The sequence below is a fragment of the Candidatus Methanomethylophilus sp. 1R26 genome, from assembly GCF_001481295.1.
Taxonomy (GTDB): domain Archaea; phylum Thermoplasmatota; class Thermoplasmata; order Methanomassiliicoccales; family Methanomethylophilaceae; genus Methanomethylophilus.
In genome coordinates, this window is record NZ_LOPS01000027.1 from 49,422 (window position 1) to 68,560 (window position 19,139).

Sequence of the window (19,139 nt, forward strand, 5' to 3'; positions counted from 1 at the left end):
TCAGGCCCCTCCTGCGAGCTGCGATTCAGCTATGCTCCTGTAGATGGGGCAGGATTGCATCAGCTGGTCATGGGTGCCGAGGCCCACGATCCTCCCGCCGTCCACCACGGCGATGCGGTCCGCGTCCATGATGGTCCCCACCCTCTGCGCGATGATGATGCGGGTGGCCCCCTCGGTGCTCTTCCGGAGGGATTCGCGCAGAGCTAGGTCCGTCTTGAAATCGAGCGCCGAGAAGGAATCGTCGAAGACGTAGATCTCCGGGCGCATGCACACGGCCCTGGCGATGCAGACCCTCTGCTTCTGCCCGCCGGAGATGTTCCTGCCGTACTGGGATATGCGGGTATCGAGGCCGTCGGGGGAGGCGCTGACGAACTCCGACGCCTGCGCGATGTCCAGCGCCTCGCGTATCTCTGCTTCTGACCTCTCCCCGCCGTTTCCCCCATACCCGACGTTCTCCCTTATGGTCCCGGTGAAGATGACGGCGTCCTGGGGCACGTAGCCTATCCTGGAATGCAGGGCGGTCTGCCGGAACTCCCTGACGTCCGTCCCGTCCACCAGCACCTGCCCGGAATCAGGGTCGTAGAGGCGCGGGATGAGCCTCGCGATGGAGCTCTTCCCGCTCCCGGTGGGGCCGATGAAGGCGATGGTCTCCCCCTTCCCGACGGAGAAGCTCACATCGCTCAGGGCGGCCGTGTCAGAGCCGGGATAGGTGAAGGTGACGTGCCTGAACTCGACGGTGCCCTCCCTGCCCGGCTCGCCGGATTCCCTGGGCCCGTCCTTCACAGAGGCTCGTGGCCGATGACCTCCTCCACGCGCCGGGACGCCACCATGGCGCGGGGGAACATCCTGACCACGCCGTTCATCATCATGAACGCCGAGATGATCTGCGATGCGTAGGAGGTGAAGACCACCATGTCGGAGAACTCGGACATCTTGGCCGCCGTGCCGGACGACGATGCGATTATCCCTGCTCCGATCCAGTAGATAGCCAGGGTCAGGAAGTTGCTGACCGAGCTGAATATCGGGTGCATCGGGGCCATCGCATGGACGACGGAGAGGTTGTTGTCCAGGAGCTCGTCGCTGGCCCTGTCCAGCTTCTCCCTCTGGACGGCCTCCGTACCGTAGGCGCGTATGGTGCGCAGGCCCTCCAGCTCTTCCCTGGCGGCCCGGTTGACCCCGTCGGTGAGCCACTGGATCCGCTTGAACCTGGGGACTATGAAGTACGTGGTGAAGACAGTGACGCAGATCAGGACGGCGACCGCGGCGGCGGTGGCGGCCGTCCATTCCCAGTGCTTGCCGGAGATCATCACGATGGCGAAGGCCGCGGTGAGGGGCGCCTTTATCATCAGGGTCAGGCCCCTGGCCGTGAACTGCATCAGCTGGTAGACATCATTGGTCGAGCGGGTGGCCAGGCTGGCGGCCGAGAAGGTGTTCATGTCCTCCTCGGAGAAGGACTGCACCTTGGCGAACTCCAGACGGCGGAGCGTGCTTCCCAGGGATGCGCCGATGCGGGCCGCGACGGTGGAGGAGAGGACGGCCAGGATCAGGCTGAGGAGGGCGGCGGAGACCATCTTGATGCCGTTCTCGGTGACGGCGGAGTTCGAGGTGTCCCCGGACACCACCTGCTCCTGGATGGCGTCGGTCATGTCGTTCATGTAGCCGGGGATGCTGATGTCCAGGTACGCCTGCCCCATTATCAGGCATGCCAGGACGGCGATGAGGGCCCACCCTCCTTTCCCCAGGTATCTGAAAATCATGAAACGCCCTGCCGGTTCGGTCGGGCATCGCCCTGCCGATAATTATCCTTTCACAGGAACAACAGGATTGGATTGGAAAAACCTCATCTGAAGGAGAAGGAGGCGTAGTGGCGGTACTCCTCGCCCGCATGCAGGACGCAGGAGGGGAAGTTCCCGTGGTTGGGGGAGTCTGGGCAGAACTCGGTCTCCAGGCAGAGGCCGCTGCGTCTCCCGTAGGAGGCCCCGTCCTTCCCGGTGCAGGGCTTCAGCCCCTCGGCCGTGTAGAACTGCAGCGCCGGGAGGTCCGTCCTCAGCTTCATCGTTATCCCGGTGTCGCCGCAGGAGACCTCGGCCGCATCCTCCCCGTCCAGGAGGTAGCAGCAGTCGTAGCCCCCGTACTTGCGGAGCCTGGCCCCCAGCGAGCGGGGCTCCCGGAAGTCCATGGGCGTTCCGTCCACGGCGACGATCTCCCCGGTGGGGAGGGAGCGGTCGCCGGACGGGAGGTAGCGGGAGGCACTGATCCTCAGAGTGTGGCCGGAGACATCGCCGTTCCCCTGGCCCGCGAGGTTGAAGTAGGAATGGTTGGTCAGCGAGCAGACGGTGTCGGCATCGGAATGTGCCAGATAGTCGATCCTGAGCCCTTCCTCGGAGACGGTGTAGCGGACCGAGGCCTCCAGGTTCCCCGGGTAGCCCTCCTCCCCGTCAGCGCTCCTTATCGAGAGGACGGCGTGATCCTCCCCCGACTCATCGATGTGCCAGATCCTCCTGTCGAATCCCCTGAACCCGCCGTGGATGTGGTCCGGGCCGCGGTTCTCGAGAGCTCCACGGTCCTCCCTTCGAAGGGGAACCTGCCGTCAGCGATGCGGTTGGCGAACCTTCCGATCACCGCCCCCATCCGGCCGTGCCTGTTCTCGTATTCCGAGGCCGTCTGGTACCCCAGGGCGACGTCGGGTGTAGAAGCCTTCGCGGTCGGGAACGGTCAGCGACTGCAGGGCGGCCCCGTAGGTGATGACCGAGCAGGATACCTCCCCGGCCTCCAGGTCTATCTTGTCCGCGGGGCCCTCGGAGGTCATCCCGAAGGGGGAGATCATGCGCCTCTCCTGGCCAGGAACATCTGCGGGCGGACGCGTCGTGGGGATAGAACCTCTCGTAGAGGGCGTCCCCGAGGTCGGCCTCGGAGGCGGTCACGGGCATCACCTGCAGGAACGTGATCGTTTTCCCGAGGCCCAGCCGCAGCTGGAGGATATCCGTGTCCTCTATGGCCTCCGGGAACAGCAGGGTGGCGGCGCTCATGGGCTGGGTGCGGTCCTTGAAGTCGAGGATGTCGGTGGCGACCACGCCGGTCTTGTTGAGCTGCGCGAACGAGGCCGCCCTCCACAGGTACTCGGCGTACCAGTGCCAGCCGTTCTTCCCCTCGCTGAAGTCGATGCCTGGGGGGACGAACATCATGTACTCGTTGTGGAAGCTGGCGGTCTCCCCGTAGCGCACGCCTTCGCGCTTCGGCATCTTGTAATCGGAGGCACCGACGGTGCAGATCTTCCAAAAATCATACTTCCGGTCCGGGGCGTAGATGAGCATCCCGTAGGACGGATCGCTCCCCACCGTCGTCTTCCTCTGCGGCTCCGCCCCGAAGCAGTCGTTCAGGTGCTCTTCGATCTTCCTCGCTGTGCCTCCGTTCGTTCTCTTACCTCCTTACCGTACATGGAGACGTCCTTCCCCATCTTCCTGAGCTCCTCGACCGCCTCGGGGCAGCCCTGCTCGGCAGATTGGCGGTAGTATCTCTCCGCAGTCTCCGGGGACTTCTCCACGCCCTCCCCCAGGCGGTACATATCGCCCAGGCTGCAGGTGGCTAGCCCGCTCCCGTGCTCGGAGGCGATGCCATACAGCTTCTTGGCGACTTCGTAGTCCTTTTCGATGCCCCGGCCGTTCTCGTACATGTCGCCGAGGTTGCAGACGGCGTCGCTGCTCCCTCCGATGGCGGCCACCCAATACCATGAGATGGCCTTGCCGTAGTCTATCCCGACGCCGACTCCCGTCTCGTAGGCCACCCCGACGTTGAACTGAGCGTCGGTGTTGCCGTTGTCGGCGGCCTTGCTGAACAGCTCGAACGCCTTGGCCTCGTCGATCGGGACGCCTCCCCGTCGGAGTACATGCAGGCCAGGAAATACTGCGCATCAGGCAGGTCCTGATCCGCGGCCTCCGTGAAGAGCTCGAACGCCTTGGACAGGTCGCGCGGGACGGTGTCCCCCGAATAATACAGCAGTCCCAGACGTTCCTGGGCGGGGCCGAACCCATCCTTCGCGGCCCTGCTGAGGAGCTCGGCGGCCTCTCCGCGGGCAGGCCCCTTCTCCTCCTGCAGTATGAGCTCGGCGAGCAGCAGGGCGGCCTCCGGGAGGCCCTGCTGGACAGCGGACCTGTACCAGGCCTTGGCCATCGCGGTGTCCTTCTCGGTCCCGTAGCCGTTCTCGTACATGATCCCCAGCTGGGCCTCGGCGCGGTCGTAGCGTGGTCGGCCGCTTCCTGCATCAGGTCGAAGGCCTTCTTCCGGTCCTGCTTGACGCCTTCGCCGTAGAGGTACATGATGGCCAGGTTCAGCCTCGCAGTGTCCATCCCTCCTGCCGCGGCCTTCGTGTACCACTTGGCGGCCTTCGCGTAATCCTGCTTCACTCCGTTGCCATCATAGTACATCAGGCCGAGGTTGAACATGGCTTCCGCCACGTTGCGGCGGGCCAGCCTCCTGAAGATGCGCCCTGCTCTGCGGTGATCGCCTTCCGTGATGTACTTCACACCCTCGGACAGCTCCTGGTCGGCGTTCTTCATGGTATGTTCTATTGCGAGCACCGATAAGATGGTATCGAACGGAACGTCGGAAAACTGGAGAAAGGGGTCCGAGCGTGCGCATACCTTGGACGAAAAGACTGCGTCCGTCCGGGCCCGAAATGATGCTCACACCGCTTGGCTATATAACGGTTGCCAATCGAAAGCCGCAGCGAGCCCAGAATCGATGGAAAATAGTCCTCTCCCGCCGATGGCGGCGGACGGGAGAGGCTATTTGGTAAAATGTTTCGCAGGGTTTCAGTTCTGTTTTTCATTCAGACTCGGATCTGTCGCGGAAGTTGCACTTTCGGAGCTGACCTTCGGCTCTTCCTTGCTCTTGAACATGCTGAGGCCGAATCCCTTCTTGGGCTTCTTCCTGCTCACGATGCCCGCGTCGTCGGACATCACGTTCTGGTTCTCCAGGTAATCGAGGATGTCCCGCCTGAGCTTGGTGAACTCCGGAGACGCTCTGTCCCTGGGTCTTTCCCACGGGACGTCGATGACCTTGTAGACCGTCGAAGGCCTCTTGGTCAGGATGACCACGCGGTCGGACAGGAACAGCGCCTCGTCGACGGAGTGGGTGATGAAGATGATGGTCCTCTCGCTGTGCATGAGGATCCTCGTCAGCTGCTCCTGCATGATGTTCCTGGTCTGGGCGTCGAGCGCTCCGAACGGCTCGTCCATGAGGGTCACCGCCGGGTGCATGACCAGAGCGCGGGCGATGCCCACCCTCTGCTTCATGCCTCCGGAGAGCTCATAGATGCGGGAGTCCGCGAAGTCCTCCAGGCCGACGGCCTTGATGTACCGCATGGCCCTCTCCTCGCGTTCCGCCTTGGGGACGCCTGCGACCTCCATCCCGAACTCGACGTTCTGCTTCACGCTCCTCCAGGGGAAGAGCGCGAAGTCCTGGAACACCATCCCGCGGTCGGAGCCCGGCGCGGTGCACGGCTTCCCGCCCATGGTGATGGTCCCGGATGTGGGCTGCAGGAGCCCCGCGATGCATCTGAGGATGGTTGTCTTCCCGCATCCTGACGGACCTACGATGGAGACGAGCTCCCCCTTCTTCACGTCAAGGCTGAAGTTCTCCACCGCGGTGGTCTCCGACTCGTCGGTCTTGTACACCACGTGCAGGTCCTTGATGGACATCAGGGTCTCGCCCTCGGGGATGTCCTTGTAAAGCAGGTCGGTGCGGTCCGCTCTCACACGGTCCCTGGACCTGTACCTCGGGCCTCTGTCTTTATCCCGTCGTTGGCAGCCATCAGACATCCATCCCCATTCTCTTCGATATGTACTTGTGTATGTAGTCGGCGAGCCCGGAGGTGAGGATCCCCAGCACTGCGATGATGACGATCGCGGCGTAGGCGGAAGGCCAGAAGCCTGCTGTCGCCTGCTCGGAGAGGTAGAACCCGATGCCTCCGAGAGGAGAGGCGTACAGCTCCGCGGCAACGATGCACATCCAGCCGATGCCGAGCCCGACCTTGATCCCGTTCATGATGTAGGGAACGGTGGACGGTATCATGACCTTCACGAAGATCTGGGCGTCGGAGGCCCCCAGCGTCTTGGAGGCATCTATGAGGTTCGGCTCGATCTTCGAGACCCCGAAGATGACGTTGGTCAGCAGAGGGAAGAAGATACCGACGAAGACGACCAGCATGGGCCCGGTCTCGTAGTCGATGGCGACCATGAAGATAGCGCCCATGCGATGGGCGCGATGGGCCTGAGGACCTCGATCATCGGAGTGGCGAACTCCCTCAGGGTAGCGAACTTGCCGAGGACCAGGCCCAGGGGTATGGACACCACCAGGGCGAGGATGAATCCCTCCAGGTAAGTGGACAGCGATGAGCTGATGTACGACCACATGGACTTCCCGCCGGACATGGTGTCCCCGTTGCTGTAGAAGTCCACAAGGGCGTCCCAGGTGTCCGCGGGGTTGGGGATGGTGTACGAGTTTGCGATGATGGATATGACCCACCAGGCCTCCACGAACATCACCAGCGATATCGCGGTGATCAGGAGCTTCCTTCCTGCCCGGTGGTATTTGTTGTGTTTGTCGTATTTGAAATGCAGGACCGCGTCCGCGATCCCGCCTTCCCTGAACTCCAGTGCCAATCTATCGCCTTCAGACCGTCACGAGCTGCCCGTTGACGCAGGTTATGGTCGCAGGGGGAGCTCCCATGAACCCGAAGTCCGCAGAGCCGTTCTGCATGGCGACTGCAACGCCGGCGCCGTTCGACTCGTTGACCTGCTGGATGTTGATCCCGTAGTGTGTGAAGAATCCCTGCGCCACTCCGACCTGGAGGGCGATCTGGTGGATGTCTCCGGAGATGACGGCGACCGTCACGGTGGTGCTGGTCCCGTTGTAGCTGCCGTAGCTCTCCGCCTCATGCAGGTACGACTCGTCGACGAACCTGTTGGCGAACTGCACAGAGTTGGAGAAGCCGAGGTCGGACATACTGTACCTGAGGGTGCTTGAGTTCGCCTCGACGATGTCGGCGATATCGTACTTAAGCTGCGTCAGGGTCCCGTCCTCGTCCGCGTAGACGTAGGTGATGTTGCTGAGGGCGTCCTTGATGTAGGTCTCGCTGAGTCCGGTGGAGCTCACGCAGGTGCTCACCAGTGCATTGTAATTATCGGACGAAGTGTCGCTGAGGGCCGCATTGACCCAGTTGACCGATTCGATGTATCCGGCGAGGAACCTCTCGGTGACGTCCTGGTGGCTGTTCACATAAGAGGAATAACCCGCGAGGACGCAGCAGGTGTGCCCGGGGAAGAAGTAGTTGGTGAGACCCAGGCCCTGGAATGCCGTGCCTTCGGCATCGATGACTGCAGAGTACTGAGGTTCCCATATGATCCCGATGTCCGGATGGGGAGTGTCGTTCATGATCTTGCTGGCATTGGTGAACGTCGAGATGTACGCCACCTGGCTGGATGACACCGATGTCCCGGATTCGTACAGCACGAACGAAAGCCCCATCGAGGTAACTATCTGGTTCATCTGAACGTGCTGGATGGAGGTGTTTCCCGGGGTTCCGCATATGAGGCCTCCCCAGGCAGCCGCATTATCCGAACTGACAGAATATACTAGATTTCCCTCAGAGTCCGCAGAGGGAGTGTAGAAAGGAGTACCGTTCCTGTAGGGGACGTTCACGCTGTATGTTACCTCTGAACCGTCGACGGTGGCGGTGAACGTCGTACTGACAGTGGATTCCACTTCGTCCTTGTCAATGTATATGCCCGATCCCTCGGTGTTCACACGTGCCAATATGTTGTAGACGTTGTTAGAGCCGTTGTCATCGTTGATGGATTCATCGTAGACGATGATGCCGGCCATCGCGCCCATGATGGCGACGACGATGATGGCGGTGGACCAAAATTTAGCGTTCATGGTATGCCTTTCTGTTGAAATCGAATCTGGCTGGATTCTATATGTACCTTTGTAAAATATTTTCCAAAAAGGATAAAATTTCGGGGATTATCGAAATTAATTCCTAATTCGGGGAGAACTTGCAATCAAGGGATAATCAATCCAGTAAATGATATCAGATCGCCTTCTCGTTATCCTTTTATCAATAATCCTTATTGGGAGAAGCATGGCAAGCATCGTCGACACCATATCGAAGGACAGGGTGAAGCCGGAGGAGTTCACCGCCTTCGTCGAGATCAGCAAAGGCAGCAAGATGAAGTATGAACTTGACGAGGAGACCGGTCTTCTCGCTGTCGACAGGATCCTCTACACCTCAACGGCCTACCCCTGGAACTACGGGCTCATCCCCCTGACCGTCGCTCCCGACGGGGACCCGCTCGATGTCCTCATCATCAGCAGCGTGCCTATCCAGGCAGGATGCCTGGCCAAATGCCGCCCCATCGGCATCATGAGGATGAACGACAGCGGCGACCAGGACGACAAGGTCCTAGCCGTCATGCCCAAGGACCCTATGTTCAAGGACTTCACCGACATCGCCCAGCTGCCCAAGCACCTCGGCGAGGAGATCCAGCACTTCTTCAACGTCTACAAGGCGCTCGAGGGCAAGAAGACCCAGACCGGAGAGATCGAGGGCCCCGAGGCCGCGAAGAAGACCATAAAGGACTGCATGGACGCCTACGCGGCCAAGCACTGACCGAAACCTTTTAGGGCCTTTGGACAGGGCCCACAATCGGCCTCTGGCCCGGTAATCAGTTATATATGCCAGAGGCCGTGGCATCGCATCATGGCGAAATACGTCTGCACGCTGTGCGGATACGTCTACGACGAGGACAAGGGCATACCCGAGAGCGGTATCGTCCCCGGTACCCGCTTCGAAGACCTTCCGGACGATTGGACATGCCCTATGTGCGGTTCGCCCAAGAGCATGTTCAAGAAAATCGAAGAAGCCCCTGCACCATCCGAGCCTGTCTCCGCAGGCCCGGTGAAAGATGCCGTATCCATCCCCGCCGGCGAGGGAGGCGACCGCATGAGGGAGATGTCCTTCGCGGAGATGGCCGACCTCTGCTCCAACCTCCAGAGGGGATGCGAGAAGCAGTACCTGACCGAGGAGGCCGGCCTCTTCGGCGAGATCTCGGATTACTACCGCAAGCGCGCGGAGCCTGCCTCGGACCTCACCGACGAGCGCCTTCTGGCACTCATCAACGAGGGGCTTGCCGCCTATGACTCGGCGGATGCCGCGGCAGGAGCGGCAGGAGACCGCGGGGCCAAGCGCGCCATGCTCTGGAGCACCAAGGTGGCCCGCATCCTGCAGGCCCTGGTGGAGCGCCTCGGCAAGGAAGGCGAGGGCTTCCTGGAGAATACCGGCGTCTGGGTATGCGACATCTGCGGGTTCATCTATGTCGGGAACGACCCGCCGGAAATCTGCCCTGTCTGCAAGGTGCCGCGCGACAAGCTGGTCAAGATCGAGAGGAGGCAGATCTGATGCATGCGATAAGGAATCTGAAGATGTGCGAGAAGGAATGCCTCTGCCTGTACGTATGCCCCACCGGGGCGACGGACACCGAGACGGGGCAGATCGACTTCACCAAATGCATAGGGTGCGGGATGTGCGTCCGCAGCTGTCCCAGCAAGGCCCTTTCACTGGTGCCGGACCTGTATCCGCTCCAGCAGCCGAAGGCCGCGGAGATCTGCGATGCCGTGTTCGCGCAGGCCCGCTGCCGCGTCGCCGCCGAATCGCTGTGCCGCGGGGCGGCGGAAGCTGCCCGCGACCCCATCCGGAAGCAGACCGCCGAGGCGATGGAGCTCTCCTTCCGCCGCCAGGCCGAGGACCTCTACCGCGAAGCGGGCTACATGATCCCCCAGTCCCCGAACGTCAGAAAGATGCTCGAGGCGATGGCCGGGTCGGACGACCCCGCCTTCCCGAAGCAGGCGGCCGCCCGTCTGCTTGAGCTCCTCCAGCGCCAGGGGCATTGAGCGCCGGGCGGGCCATGCCCGCCCCCCGCTCTCACCGACCAATTCTTAAATCTGCGTTAGGCCATCCATATGGCATGGCAATGATTACGCCCAAGATGAAGGCCCTGTTCGAGGACCACAAGAAATCGCACAAGTACTTCGCGCTTGCCACCGCCTCCAAGGACGGTGTCCCCACGTCGTCCCCATCGGCTTCCTGTGGGTTGCCAATGACAAGGAGATCTGGGTCATCGACAACTACATGAACAAGACCCTTGCGAACATCAAGGAGAACCCTGTCGCCGCCGTGTACGCCCTGGCGGGAGAGGGCCATGACTGCATACAGGTCAAGGGCGCATGCATGTACTTCGACTTCGGCCCCGATTACGAGGCCGCCGTCAAGATGGCGCACGAGAAGAACCCCGCCTTCCCTGCGAAGGGTCTCATAAAGATCGCCGTCACCGATGTGTACGACACGGCCCCCGGCGAGCACGCCGGCATGAAGTACAAGGAGTGACCGGCGCTCAGTCGTCGGGCGCTCCGTCCATGTACTTGACCGTATAGGCGCCGATCACGGCGCCGAATACGATCATGAGCATGTAGAAGAGCGAGTCGTACATGAGCCACCCGACCCACCCCACGGCGAAGCCCACGGCTCCGCCGATGATGGCCGCCCACTTCATGCGGTGGCGGGTCATGGCGGTGGTCTTGGAGCCCATCACTCGACCTTCCTCTCCAGAGCGGACTCGACAGCGTCGACCATCTTGTCGACGATCTCGCCGGAAGCTCCGGTGTAGCCTGCGGGGTCCATGACTGCGGCCAGCTCTTCCTTGGTGAAGCGGTCGCGGACCTCTTTCCTCTCCCAGAGGGTCTCGGAGAGGTCGATCTCCCTGTCCTCGGCCTCCATGGAGGCTTCTCTCACGATCTCGTGGGCGTCCTGCCTGCCGATGCCCTTGCCGACGAAGGCCATCATCACCGGCTCGGCCATCACAAGGCCGTGCGCCGAAGCGATGTTCCTGAGCATCTTGTCGCGGTGGACCTCGAGGCCGGAGAAGACCTTATTCATCTTATAGAGCATGTAATCGATGAGCGTGAAGACGTGGGGCAGGGTGAACCTCTCAGCGCTGGAGTTGGAGAGGTCCCTCTCGTGCCAGAGGACCTGGTTCTCGAAGGTCGGCATGACGAAGCCCCTCAGTATGCGGGCGAGGCCGCAGACGTTCTCGGAGTTGATGGGGTTCCTCTTCTGGGCCATGGTGGACGAGCCCACCTGGTGCTCCTTGTCGAAGTACTCTGAGACCTCGCCGATCTCGGATCTCTGGAGGTTCCTGACCTCCGTCGCGTACCTCTCGAGGGAGGTCCCGAGGGTGGCCATGAGGCAAATCAGCTCGGTGTACCTGTCCCTGCCGACGACCTGGGTTGCGGCCGGCTCGTAGGTGAGCCCGAGGTCCTGCATGACCATGGCCTGGATCTTATGGAAGTTCTTCCCGAGCGCGGCCCCGGTCCCGACGGCGCCGGCCATCTTGCCGCAGCAGGCCCTGGGCATGATCTCGATTATCCTCTGCCTGTACCTGAGGATCTCAGCGATGTACCCGGCGATCTTGAAGCCGTAGGTAATGGGGATGGCGAACTGAGCGTGGGTCCTGCCGATCTCCAGGGTGTCCCTCTCCCTCTTGGCCAGCTTGGCGAGGGTGTAGGCGAACTCATCGATGTCGTCCGAGACCAGCTTGAGGGCGTCGGCGATCTGCATCGCGGTGGCGGTGTCGACGATGTCGTTGGATGTGGCCCCGAGGTGCACGTACTTCCCGGCATCGCCCCTGCATTTCTCGGTCATCGCCTTGACCATGGCCATGAGGTCGTGGTTGGTGAGCTTCTCGATCTCCTTGATCCTCTCCACGGTGACCTCGCCGGACTCGGCCACGCGGGTGATCTCGTCGGCATCGGCCTGCGGGATCTCTCCCAAGGAGGCATGCGCCCTGGCAAGGGCCGCCTCGACCTTCATCTGGTAATTGATGCGGCTGGTCTCGGAGAAGATTGACTTCATCTCTTTGCGACCGTACCTGTAGTCCAAGGGACAGACGTAATCACTCATGCTTATCTCTGGAATCGGATAGGCTTACATTATTTAATAGAACTTATGCGCGCAGCCCCTGCTCGGCAATCGATTGCAGCCATTGCGGATGCCGTATGCGTCTGCAGAATCACATTATTCTGGCCAACTGCAGCCACTGGTCCTGACATTTTCCGGAGCGCCCGAAAAGGACCGATAATCCTACGTGTTTTGTGATTCCAGTACTAAACTTTATAAGGGATACCATTATAGAGCGCTTAAAAGTGGGCCACGCTTTGAATCATGGCCAAAACGAACGTGAGTGATATTTTTATGACTGACGAGGAAAAAGTCCAGGTTGAAGACACCGAACAGATGGCCGCCGAGCAGGCCGAGAACGAGCAGGAGCCGGAGAACGCCCAGGAAGAGCAGCAGGCCGAGAGCGAGCAGGTCCCTTCCGCTGAAGAGGCGGAGCCGACCCCCGAGGAGAAGGCCAAGCTGGCCGACCTCGAGGCCCAGAAGACCATCCTCAACAACGAGGCCGAGGTCCACAGGCAGAAGAGGGACGAGCTGAACGCCCAGACCAAGGAGTGGAAGTCCAAGAGGGACGCCCTCAACGCCCAGGTCAGGGAGCTCGTCGAGGAGGCAGGCAAATCCCGCGAGGTCCGCGACGGCTTCAACCAGAAGGTCCGCGAGTCCAAAGCAGTCAGGGACGAGTGGAACAAGAAGGTGTCCGAGATCAGGGCCAAGATCAACGAGATCCGCCCCGAGAAGAAGAAGGAAGGCGAAGAGGAGAGCCTCGGCCAGATGAAGGCCCGCCTCGACCGCATGGAGATGCAGCAGCAGACCATGCCCATGGGCGCTGACAAGGAGAAGGCCCTCGTCAAGCAGATCCAGGAGCTTGCCAAGCAGATCGGCGAGCGCGAGAAGGTCGAGGAAGGCGATGAGGAGATCCGCGGGCTCGTCCAGGAGCTCAGGGACGCCAAGGCCAAGGCCGAGGAGGCCCACAAGCAGGTCTCGATCAACGCCGAGGAGGCCCAGAAGGCCCACGACAACATGCTCTCGCTCTACCAGCGCGCCGATGCCATCCGCAAGGAGGCCGATGCCGCTCAGGCGAAGTTCGTCGAGTGCAAGCAGAAGGCCGATGAGGAGCACCGCCTGCACATCGAGTCCATCAAGTCGGTCCATGCGGTCGGAAAGGACGCCGACGGCATCAAGAACAAGAAGAACATCGCCAAGAAGAAGCGCACCGACTACGAGACCAAGAAGAAGGCTGAGGAGATCTTCGAGAAGTTCAAGGCCGGAGAGAAGCTCTCGACCGAGGACCTCATGATCCTCCAGAAGTCCGGGTACCTCTGAAAGTCACTCACGGAAACCCTTTACTTCCTCCGGGAACGGAGGAAGACACTTTTCAATTTTGTATAATCCGTTTCAGAATGCCGAACTGATTCGTAATACTGCTTATCACTCTATCCGGCATATATCCCCATGCAGAAGGCTGAGGCGGAAGCCGAGCCTTCCCAGGAGGAATCTGAATGGACAAGAAGGATCTTCTGAATGCCCTCGCGGATGCAGTGGAGTCCTGTAAGCCCGAAGTCGCGACGGAGGTCGCGAAGAAGCTCTTGACTCCGGAATGGATCCTGTAGAGGCCATCAACGAGGGCCTCGTGGTCGGAATGGACAGAATCGGCGAGCATTACGCCGCAAGGGAGATGTACCTCCCTCAGGTGCTCGTCGCCGCGCATGCCATGTACAACGGGCTGGATGTCCTGCTGCCCGCTATACCCAAGGCCGATCTCGCCGACGCGAAGAAGGCCGAGACCGCCGTGGTCATGGGAGATGTCCATGATATCGGCAAGAACATCGTGAAGACGATGCTGACCGCGTCGGGCTACATCGTCAACGACCTCGGAAAGGACGTCGATCCCAAGGTCATCGCTTCCACCGCCAAGGAGCAGGGGATCGGCGTGGTCTGCCTGAGCACGCTCATGACCCCGACTATGGACAGCATGGCCGCCGCTCTGAAGGCGCTCGAGGAGAACGGATACCGGAAGAAGTGCACCGTGACCATCGGCGGGCCTCCGACGACGGACGGGTTCGCCAAGGAGATCGGCGCGGACCACAGGGATACGGACGCGACCAATTGCGTCAAGTGGCTGAAGGAGGAAGGTCTATGAGCATGAGCTGCAGGGACAGGGTGCTCGCGGCCATGCACCGCGAGTCCCTTGACAGGCCGCCGGTGGCGATCTTCACCACCTGCGACACGATCGACATGATGAACGCCTGCGGGGCGGCGTGGCCGGAGGCTCACTCCGATCCGCAGAAGATGGCCACCCTGGGATGCGCCCAGGCCGATTACTTCGGGCTGGAATCCGTCAGGGCGGGGTTCTGCCTCACGGAGGAGGCCGAGCGCCTCGGGTGCAAGATGAGGATGGGCTCGAAGACATCGTCCCCGATGATCCTCTCCCACCCGTACACGTACGACCCCCAGAAGAGGATATTCGACGACCCCGAGAAGCTCCAGGAGATAATGCCCCTGGATGACTTCTGCAAGGGCGGCAGGGTGAAGACCGCCATCGACGCGATGGCGATCATGCACAAGACCCACGGGGACAGGTACGTGGTCGTCGGAGGGAACACCGGAGTGTTCACCCTCACCGGGCACATCCTGAACGCGGAGAACCTGATCTACTCGGTGTGGACCGATCCCGACAGGGCCAAGTCCTGGCTGAAGGCGGTGGAGCCTTACTGCAGGAAGTTCGGCGAGGAGCTGCTCGCGAACGGCGCGGACATCGTCCAGATGTCGGAGCGTCGGCGTCCACGGATATCCTCTCCCCCGACGATTTCCAGCAGATGTCGATGCCCTACGTGCACCATGCCCTCGGGGAGCTGCCCGGGATGACGATCCTGCATATCTGCGGGGACACGAGGAAGATCATCCCCTACATGTACCAGACAGGCGCCACGGGGATCTCCGTGGAGGAGAAGGTCCCGCCGGAGGAGGCAGTGAAGATCGCGAACGGCCGCGGAGTGCTGGTCGGTAACGTGGGATGCGCGTTCCCCCTGTTCAAGGGAACGCCTGCCGACTGCGCCGCCGCCGCGACGCGCTCTGCGGATGCCGGGTTCGACGTCATCTCGGCAGGATGCGGAGTGCCCATCGGGACGCCTGCGGACAACATCCGCGCGATGGTCAAGGCCATCAAGTCCCGCGCACCCGAGTGAAACATCTTACGGGCATATGCCCGGACCCTCTCCGGCCCATTTTTCCTGGCTCGGGCCGGGGACGGGATCGATGATGAGAAGCGCTCCTGCTCGATCATCTGAATCGCGGAGAGTATTCTCTCCGGCCGGCCGCCGCCAGTCTGACATCACATGCATATGTGTACTGAATCTCCGATGAATGTCAGGCCTGGGCGTGTCCAGCATGGATACGTAAACCTAAGCAGTTAAATATCGGATATGGTTTATGATATAATCGGGAACAGGTCAGTTCTGTAGAGTGCATCCCATCCCTTCTGACTGGCTGGCCTGTCCCGTACTTCTTCTGATCCTTGCTTGACAGGTGTTTTCTCCGCTCCGGCGCATCTTCGATTCGTTCCGGCCATAGTATCTGACGAATCCCTGTTCCGCACACAATCCCGTCCGCCGGCAGGGTTTCGGCCCTATACTAATAATAAAATAACCACCAGCGCATGGGGTGGTGATTAAATGGTAATGGACGGATTGGGAAAATCCCTCAGAGGCGTCCTCGACCGCATCAAAGGTTCATCCACGGTCGACGAGGATCTCATCAAGGAGGTCTGCAAGGAGCTTCAGCGCGCGCTCCTCCAGGCGGACGTCAATGTTCAGCTCGTCCTGAGGCTGACCGGCAACGTCCGCGAGCGCGCCCTCAACGAGAAGCCGGCCGCCGGCCGCTCCGCGAAAGAGCATGTGACCCGCATCATCTACGAGGAGCTCGTGGCCCTGCTGAAGAACGGCGAGCCCCTCGAGGTGAAGCCCCAGACCATACTCCTTGTCGGGCTCTACGGACAGGGTAAGACCACCACGGCCGGGAAGCTCGCGAACTACTTCATCAAGAAAGGGCTGTCCGTCGGCCTCATCGGCGCAGATGTGTACAGGCCTGCCGCTTACGACCAGCTCAAGCAGCTCGGCGACAAGGTGGGCGCGGAGGTCTTCGGGGACCCCACCCATCAGGAGAAGGACGCCGTCAAGATCGCCCGCGAGGGGATGGAGAGGTTCAGGGACAAGAAGGTCAGGATCATCGACTCCTCCGGACGCCACGCGCTCGAGGACGACCTGATCAAGGAGATCACCGACATCGCGGATGCGACCGACCCCGACGAGAGGATACTCGTCCTCGATTCGCAGGTCGGGCAGCAGGCCGGCCCCCAGGCGGACGCCTTCAACAAGGCCGTCGGGGTCACCGGTGTCATAGTCACCAAGATGGACGGGACGTCCCGCGGAGGAGGCGCGCTCTCCGCGGTGGCCACCACCAAGGCCAGGATCGTGTTCATCGGGACCGGGGAGCACATCAGGGACCTGGAGCCCTTCGATGCCGACAGGTTCATCTCCCGCCTCCTCGGCATGGGAGACCTCGCCGGGCTCGTGGAGATGGCGAAGGACAGTTTCGACGAGGACGTGGACGTCGAGGAGATGGCCCGCAGGATGACCTCCGGAAAGTACACCCTCAGCGACATGTACACCCAGATGAAGGCCCTCGGTAAGATGGGCACCCTCCAGAAGATCATGGGCCTCCTGCCCGGCATGAGCAAGATGTCCGACAAGATCGACTACGAGGCCACCCAGTCCAGGCTCTCCAGGTACAGGATCATCATGGACTCCATGACCGCCCGGGAGAAGGACGAGCCCTCGATCATCAAAGGGAACAGGATCGACAGGATCGCCGTAGGCGCAGGAGTGCCGGCGTCCGAGGTCAGGGACCTCCTGAAGCAGTACAACAACAGCAAGAAGACGATGTCCGCCGTGTCCAAGGACCGCAAGATGCGCAGGCAGCTGGCGAAGCAGATGGGCGGCATGGACCCTGATGCCCTGAAGGAGCTCAAAGACATCGAAGGCGGGGAGAAATGAGATACTTCGTCATCACCGGCCACAAAGCATTGGCGGACGGGTCGTTCAAGCTCGACGATATCGCCGGAGGGGCCGGGCGCGCCGACATCCTCGCGAGATGCGTGAACTCTGCGTTCATGCTCAGCCACGGCATCAGGAAGGACGCCGAGATCTACCTCGTCTTCGAAGGCGGGGACGATTCCCCCAAGACGGTGAGGATAAACGGGTCCCTGGTGCGCTACCTCAACCCCGACGAGAGGAGCACGGCCTCCCTCCTCAGGAACGCCCTGCTGAAGAAGATCCCCGAAGGGAAGGAGGCGGTCTCGTCTCCCGGCGTCTTCGTGTCGAAGATGTCATTCTACGATGTGATCGACATGCTGTCCGGGAAGGGGAGTTTCGTCTACCTGAAGGAGGACGGCAGCGACGTGAGGGGCTTCGACTTCCCCGAGAACCCCATTTTCGTCCTCGGGGACAACAGCGACCTGACGCAGAACGAGGAGAAGGCGCTCCTAGAGAAGGGGCCGTCCACCATCTGCCTCGGGCCGGTGAGCCTGCATGCCGACCACTGCATCATCCTGGTGCAGAACGAGATGGACAGAAGGGGGCTCTGAGACGGCCGAGGAGCAGCATACCGCGAAGATCCCGCAGCACAGGCACTGCAGGCGCTGCGGCAAGGCGTTCATCGGGGAAGGCCCCTACTGCTCGGACGAGTGCAGGGACCTCGACGGGCAGGCCGCGAAGAAGAAGCTCTACAGGTACATCGCCGAGATCGCCGTCCTCTGGGCGGTCGTCATCGCGGCGGTCCTGGTGATCGGGTTATGAAACAGTCCGCGGTCGCCGGCACGTTCGACGTGCTGCATGACGGCCACCGCGCCCTCATCGAGCGGGCGTTCGAGGTCGGGGATTCCGTTTTCGTCGGCATCACCTCCGACAGGTTCGCCGCCGCCGGAAGAGGGGAGCACCTTCCCCTCTATCTCAGGCGCAGGGCCCTCGAGGACCTGCTCTCGGAGCAGGAGAAGCCCTGGAGGATCGGGGTCATCGACGACATGTACGGCCCCCGTGAGGAGATGGACAGGGTCTCCGTCCTGGTCGTCTCCGAGGAGACCCTGGAGAACGGCAGGGAGCTGAACAGGGACCGCGCCTCCCGCGGGGTCCCTCCGCTGGAGCTTTCGGTGGTCCCGCTCGTGATGGCGGACGACGGCTCGAAGATAAGCGCCCGGAACATACTCAGAGGGGAGTACGGGCGCACCGGCAGGCACGGCGTGAAAGACATCGCCGTCGGCTCGCTGAACCGCGTCAAGGCGGAGGCCGTCCGCTCGGTCATGGAGCGGATATTCGGCGATGTGAGGATCACCGCCTGCGACGTCCCGTCGGGCGTCCCGGAGCAGCCCTTCGGTAAGCAGGCCCGCGAGGGCGCGATGAACCGCGCCCGGAACGCCCTGGGCGGCCATGAGCTGGCCGTCGGCATCGAGGCGGGGGCCTTCGAGATGGAAGACGGGCTGTACGATTACCAGTACTGCGCGGTCCTCGATAGGAACGGGAGGTTCACCGTCGGCACGGGATCGGGGTTCATGTACCCGCCGAAGGTGGCCGCCCTCGTCAGGGGAGGATCGACCGTGGGGGACGCCATGGGGAAGGTCTTCGGGCAGTCGGAGGTCGGGAAGAGGATGGGCGCCGTCGGGATCCTGAGCGGCGGCATCATCGACAGGAAGGCCCTCACGGAGGAGTCCGTCATGGCCGCCATGATACCCAGGCTCAATGATTCGTACAAGGAGGGAGATCGATGAGGTTCATCGTCCTGATCAAAGCGGGCCCGTCGGGAGAATCGCCCGATGCAGGGTCATTATCCGCCCTCGCCGCGGCGGAAGGTCTGAAAGAGGAAGGGGACACCGTCACCGCAGTGTCCATGGGGCCCGAGACGGCCGCCGGGGCCCTCGGGAGATGCCTGGCAGCCGGCGCCGACGATGCGTTCCTGCTCTGCGATGAGGCTTTCAGTTATGCCGACGTCTACGCGACCGCCAGGTGCCTGAATGCCTTCATCGGCAGGGAGGCTCCCGATTATGCGCTGATAATCGCCGGGGGAGGCATCGTCCGATTCG

General features: G+C 61.7%; 23 protein-coding genes and 5 pseudogenes. 14 read left to right on the top strand and 14 right to left on the bottom strand.

The genetic code is table 11. The annotated features are described in order from the left end of the window. From AUQ37_RS11165 to AUQ37_RS05635, 12 genes and pseudogenes are all read right to left on the bottom strand, one after another. Complete coding sequence (locus tag AUQ37_RS11165; protein ID WP_201013784.1) at window positions 1–783, bottom strand: ABC transporter ATP-binding protein; 783 nt, start codon at window positions 781–783, stop codon at window positions 1–3. Next, entirely contained in the window at window positions 780–1,757 is a 978-nt protein-coding gene (locus AUQ37_RS11170; RefSeq protein WP_201013785.1) for an ABC transporter permease, read from the bottom strand. The genes AUQ37_RS11165 and AUQ37_RS11170 overlap by 4 nt, the downstream gene beginning before the upstream one ends. Before the next feature lie 83 nt (window positions 1,758–1,840). Next, window positions 1,841–2,676: pseudogene (locus tag AUQ37_RS09580) on the bottom strand (aldose epimerase family protein). Then, the gene (locus AUQ37_RS11180) at window positions 2,619–3,338 is read right to left on the bottom strand and encodes a suppressor of fused domain protein (RefSeq protein WP_058747759.1); all 720 of its coding nucleotides are present in this window, start codon (window positions 3,336–3,338) and stop codon (window positions 2,619–2,621) included. The pseudogene AUQ37_RS09580 and the gene AUQ37_RS11180 overlap by 58 nt, the downstream one beginning before the upstream one ends. A 38-nt stretch (window positions 3,339–3,376) precedes the next feature. Then, window positions 3,377–3,784: a tetratricopeptide repeat protein gene (locus AUQ37_RS05610; protein WP_058747760.1), complete on the bottom strand. Its 408-nt coding sequence runs from the start codon at window positions 3,782–3,784 to the stop codon at window positions 3,377–3,379. A 54-nt stretch (window positions 3,785–3,838) separates the two neighbouring features. Further along, window positions 3,839–3,892 (bottom strand): annotated as a pseudogene (locus tag AUQ37_RS13630) (hypothetical protein); the annotation flags it as partial. Between the two features lie 38 nt (window positions 3,893–3,930). After that, window positions 3,931–4,374, bottom strand: a pseudogene (locus tag AUQ37_RS05615) (tetratricopeptide repeat protein); the annotation flags it as partial. Next, a pseudogene (locus AUQ37_RS13635) lies at window positions 4,287–4,556 on the bottom strand (tetratricopeptide repeat protein); the annotation flags it as partial. The pseudogenes AUQ37_RS05615 and AUQ37_RS13635, both read right to left, overlap by 88 nt. 255 nt (window positions 4,557–4,811) lie before the next feature. Then, window positions 4,812–5,819: an ABC transporter ATP-binding protein gene (locus AUQ37_RS05625; protein ID WP_082662431.1), complete on the bottom strand. Its 1,008-nt coding sequence runs from the start codon at window positions 5,817–5,819 to the stop codon at window positions 4,812–4,814. After that, window positions 5,812–6,237, bottom strand: coding sequence for an ABC transporter permease (locus tag AUQ37_RS11185; protein WP_201013786.1), 426 nt, complete (start codon window positions 6,235–6,237; stop codon window positions 5,812–5,814). Before AUQ37_RS11185 ends, AUQ37_RS05625 begins: the two co-directional genes overlap by 8 nt. Next, a complete protein-coding gene (locus AUQ37_RS11190) occupies window positions 6,168–6,662 on the bottom strand; it encodes an ABC transporter permease (RefSeq protein WP_201013787.1) in 495 nt (164 codons plus the stop codon). The genes AUQ37_RS11185 and AUQ37_RS11190 overlap by 70 nt, the downstream gene beginning before the upstream one ends. A 10-nt stretch (window positions 6,663–6,672) precedes the next feature. Next, window positions 6,673–7,938: a hypothetical protein gene (locus AUQ37_RS05635; RefSeq protein ID WP_058747763.1), complete on the bottom strand. Its 1,266-nt coding sequence runs from the start codon at window positions 7,936–7,938 to the stop codon at window positions 6,673–6,675. Between the two features lie 205 nt (window positions 7,939–8,143). Between AUQ37_RS05635 and AUQ37_RS05640 the strand changes: the two genes are divergently transcribed. The 5 genes from AUQ37_RS05640 (at window position 8,144) to AUQ37_RS12415 (ending at window position 10,444) form a co-directional block, all read left to right on the top strand. Next, window positions 8,144–8,671, top strand: a complete 528-nt coding sequence (locus AUQ37_RS05640; RefSeq protein ID WP_058747764.1) for an inorganic diphosphatase — start codon at window positions 8,144–8,146, stop codon at window positions 8,669–8,671. Between the two features lie 90 nt (window positions 8,672–8,761). After that, a complete protein-coding gene (locus tag AUQ37_RS13200; protein ID WP_058747765.1) occupies window positions 8,762–9,460 on the top strand; it encodes a rubredoxin in 699 nt (232 codons plus the stop codon). Continuing rightward, window positions 9,460–9,951, top strand: coding sequence for a 4Fe-4S binding protein (locus AUQ37_RS05650; RefSeq protein WP_058747766.1), 492 nt, complete (start codon window positions 9,460–9,462; stop codon window positions 9,949–9,951). The genes AUQ37_RS13200 and AUQ37_RS05650 overlap by 1 nt, the downstream gene beginning before the upstream one ends. 74 nt (window positions 9,952–10,025) lie before the next feature. After that, window positions 10,026–10,193: a pyridoxamine 5'-phosphate oxidase family protein gene (locus AUQ37_RS12410; protein ID WP_235584967.1), complete on the top strand. Its 168-nt coding sequence runs from the start codon at window positions 10,026–10,028 to the stop codon at window positions 10,191–10,193. Beyond that, entirely contained in the window at window positions 10,178–10,444 is a 267-nt protein-coding gene (locus tag AUQ37_RS12415; RefSeq protein ID WP_235584974.1) for a hypothetical protein, read from the top strand. Before AUQ37_RS12410 ends, AUQ37_RS12415 begins: the two co-directional genes overlap by 16 nt. Before the next feature lie 7 nt (window positions 10,445–10,451). On the opposite strand, the gene AUQ37_RS05660 is transcribed toward AUQ37_RS12415, so the two are convergent. Together AUQ37_RS05660 and purB are read right to left on the bottom strand one after the other, a co-directional pair. Further along, window positions 10,452–10,646: a hypothetical protein gene (locus AUQ37_RS05660; protein WP_058747767.1), complete on the bottom strand. Its 195-nt coding sequence runs from the start codon at window positions 10,644–10,646 to the stop codon at window positions 10,452–10,454. Further along, window positions 10,646–12,016: an adenylosuccinate lyase gene (gene purB, locus AUQ37_RS05665; protein WP_058747768.1), complete on the bottom strand. Its 1,371-nt coding sequence runs from the start codon at window positions 12,014–12,016 to the stop codon at window positions 10,646–10,648. Before purB ends, AUQ37_RS05660 begins: the two co-directional genes overlap by 1 nt. A gap of 333 nt (window positions 12,017–12,349) precedes the next feature. Here purB and AUQ37_RS05670 point away from each other — a divergent pair, with 333 nt between their 5' ends. The 9 genes and pseudogenes from AUQ37_RS05670 to AUQ37_RS13640 all read left to right on the top strand — a co-directional run. Continuing rightward, on the top strand, window positions 12,350–13,333 hold the full coding sequence (locus AUQ37_RS05670; RefSeq protein WP_058747809.1) for a coiled-coil protein: 984 nt from the start codon (window positions 12,350–12,352) through the stop codon (window positions 13,331–13,333). Between the two features lie 274 nt (window positions 13,334–13,607). After that, window positions 13,608–14,150: a cobalamin-dependent protein gene (locus tag AUQ37_RS05675; protein ID WP_235584968.1), complete on the top strand. Its 543-nt coding sequence runs from the start codon at window positions 13,608–13,610 to the stop codon at window positions 14,148–14,150. Further along, complete coding sequence (locus AUQ37_RS13005) at window positions 14,147–14,875, top strand: uroporphyrinogen decarboxylase family protein (RefSeq protein ID WP_058747769.1); 729 nt, start codon at window positions 14,147–14,149, stop codon at window positions 14,873–14,875. Before AUQ37_RS05675 ends, AUQ37_RS13005 begins: the two co-directional genes overlap by 4 nt. Then, window positions 14,833–15,195 carry a uroporphyrinogen decarboxylase family protein gene (locus AUQ37_RS13010; protein ID WP_058747770.1) on the top strand — a complete coding sequence of 121 codons (363 nt, stop codon included), beginning with the start codon at window positions 14,833–14,835 and terminating at the stop codon, window positions 15,193–15,195. The genes AUQ37_RS13005 and AUQ37_RS13010 overlap by 43 nt, the downstream gene beginning before the upstream one ends. Before the next feature lie 486 nt (window positions 15,196–15,681). Next, the gene (locus tag AUQ37_RS05690) at window positions 15,682–17,061 is read left to right on the top strand and encodes a signal recognition particle protein Srp54 (protein WP_058747771.1); all 1,380 of its coding nucleotides are present in this window, start codon (window positions 15,682–15,684) and stop codon (window positions 17,059–17,061) included. After that, complete coding sequence (gene trmY, locus AUQ37_RS05695; RefSeq protein ID WP_058747772.1) at window positions 17,058–17,651, top strand: tRNA (pseudouridine(54)-N(1))-methyltransferase TrmY; 594 nt, start codon at window positions 17,058–17,060, stop codon at window positions 17,649–17,651. Before AUQ37_RS05690 ends, trmY begins: the two co-directional genes overlap by 4 nt. After that, window positions 17,596–17,862 (top strand): DUF2116 family Zn-ribbon domain-containing protein, encoded by a 267-nt coding sequence (locus AUQ37_RS05700; protein ID WP_082662433.1) that lies wholly within the window; start codon window positions 17,596–17,598, stop codon window positions 17,860–17,862. Before trmY ends, AUQ37_RS05700 begins: the two co-directional genes overlap by 56 nt. After that, window positions 17,859–18,827: an inosine/xanthosine triphosphatase gene (gene yjjX / locus AUQ37_RS05705; RefSeq protein ID WP_058747773.1), complete on the top strand. Its 969-nt coding sequence runs from the start codon at window positions 17,859–17,861 to the stop codon at window positions 18,825–18,827. Before AUQ37_RS05700 ends, yjjX begins: the two co-directional genes overlap by 4 nt. Further along, window positions 18,824–19,108: pseudogene (locus tag AUQ37_RS13640) on the top strand (electron transfer flavoprotein subunit beta); the annotation flags it as partial. The gene yjjX and the pseudogene AUQ37_RS13640, both read left to right, overlap by 4 nt. Window positions 19,109–19,139 lie beyond the last annotated feature (31 nt).

What these genes read in the sequence shown, in the direction of transcription:
- AUQ37_RS11170 (WP_201013785.1), bottom strand. Translation starts at nt 1,757, where the DNA reads ATGATTTTCAGATACCTGGGGAAAGGAGGGTGGGCCCTCATCGCCGTC.
- AUQ37_RS05625 (WP_082662431.1), bottom strand. Translation starts at nt 5,819, where the DNA reads ATGTCTGATGGCTGCCAACGACGGGATAAAGACAGAGGCCCGAGGTAC.
- AUQ37_RS11185 (WP_201013786.1), bottom strand. Translation starts at nt 6,237, where the DNA reads ATGGTCGCCATCGACTACGAGACCGGGCCCATGCTGGTCGTCTTCGTC.
- AUQ37_RS05635 (WP_058747763.1), bottom strand. Translation starts at nt 7,938, where the DNA reads ATGAACGCTAAATTTTGGTCCACCGCCATCATCGTCGTCGCCATCATG.
- AUQ37_RS05640 (WP_058747764.1), top strand. Translation starts at nt 8,144, where the DNA reads ATGGCAAGCATCGTCGACACCATATCGAAGGACAGGGTGAAGCCGGAG.
- AUQ37_RS13200 (WP_058747765.1), top strand. Translation starts at nt 8,762, where the DNA reads ATGGCGAAATACGTCTGCACGCTGTGCGGATACGTCTACGACGAGGAC.
- AUQ37_RS05650 (WP_058747766.1), top strand. Translation starts at nt 9,460, where the DNA reads ATGCATGCGATAAGGAATCTGAAGATGTGCGAGAAGGAATGCCTCTGC.
- AUQ37_RS12410 (WP_235584967.1), top strand. Translation starts at nt 10,026, where the DNA reads ATGGCAATGATTACGCCCAAGATGAAGGCCCTGTTCGAGGACCACAAG.
- AUQ37_RS05660 (WP_058747767.1), bottom strand. Translation starts at nt 10,646, where the DNA reads ATGGGCTCCAAGACCACCGCCATGACCCGCCACCGCATGAAGTGGGCG.
- purB (WP_058747768.1), bottom strand. Translation starts at nt 12,016, where the DNA reads ATGAGTGATTACGTCTGTCCCTTGGACTACAGGTACGGTCGCAAAGAG.
- AUQ37_RS05670 (WP_058747809.1), top strand. Translation starts at nt 12,350, where the DNA reads ATGGCCGCCGAGCAGGCCGAGAACGAGCAGGAGCCGGAGAACGCCCAG.
- AUQ37_RS05675 (WP_235584968.1), top strand. Translation starts at nt 13,608, where the DNA reads ATGGATCCTGTAGAGGCCATCAACGAGGGCCTCGTGGTCGGAATGGAC.
- AUQ37_RS13005 (WP_058747769.1), top strand. Translation starts at nt 14,147, where the DNA reads ATGAGCATGAGCTGCAGGGACAGGGTGCTCGCGGCCATGCACCGCGAG.
- AUQ37_RS13010 (WP_058747770.1), top strand. Translation starts at nt 14,833, where the DNA reads ATGCCCTACGTGCACCATGCCCTCGGGGAGCTGCCCGGGATGACGATC.
- AUQ37_RS05690 (WP_058747771.1), top strand. Translation starts at nt 15,682, where the DNA reads ATGGTAATGGACGGATTGGGAAAATCCCTCAGAGGCGTCCTCGACCGC.
- trmY (WP_058747772.1), top strand. Translation starts at nt 17,058, where the DNA reads ATGAGATACTTCGTCATCACCGGCCACAAAGCATTGGCGGACGGGTCG.
- AUQ37_RS05700 (WP_082662433.1), top strand. Translation starts at nt 17,596, where the DNA reads ATGCCGACCACTGCATCATCCTGGTGCAGAACGAGATGGACAGAAGGG.
- yjjX (WP_058747773.1), top strand. Translation starts at nt 17,859, where the DNA reads ATGAAACAGTCCGCGGTCGCCGGCACGTTCGACGTGCTGCATGACGGC.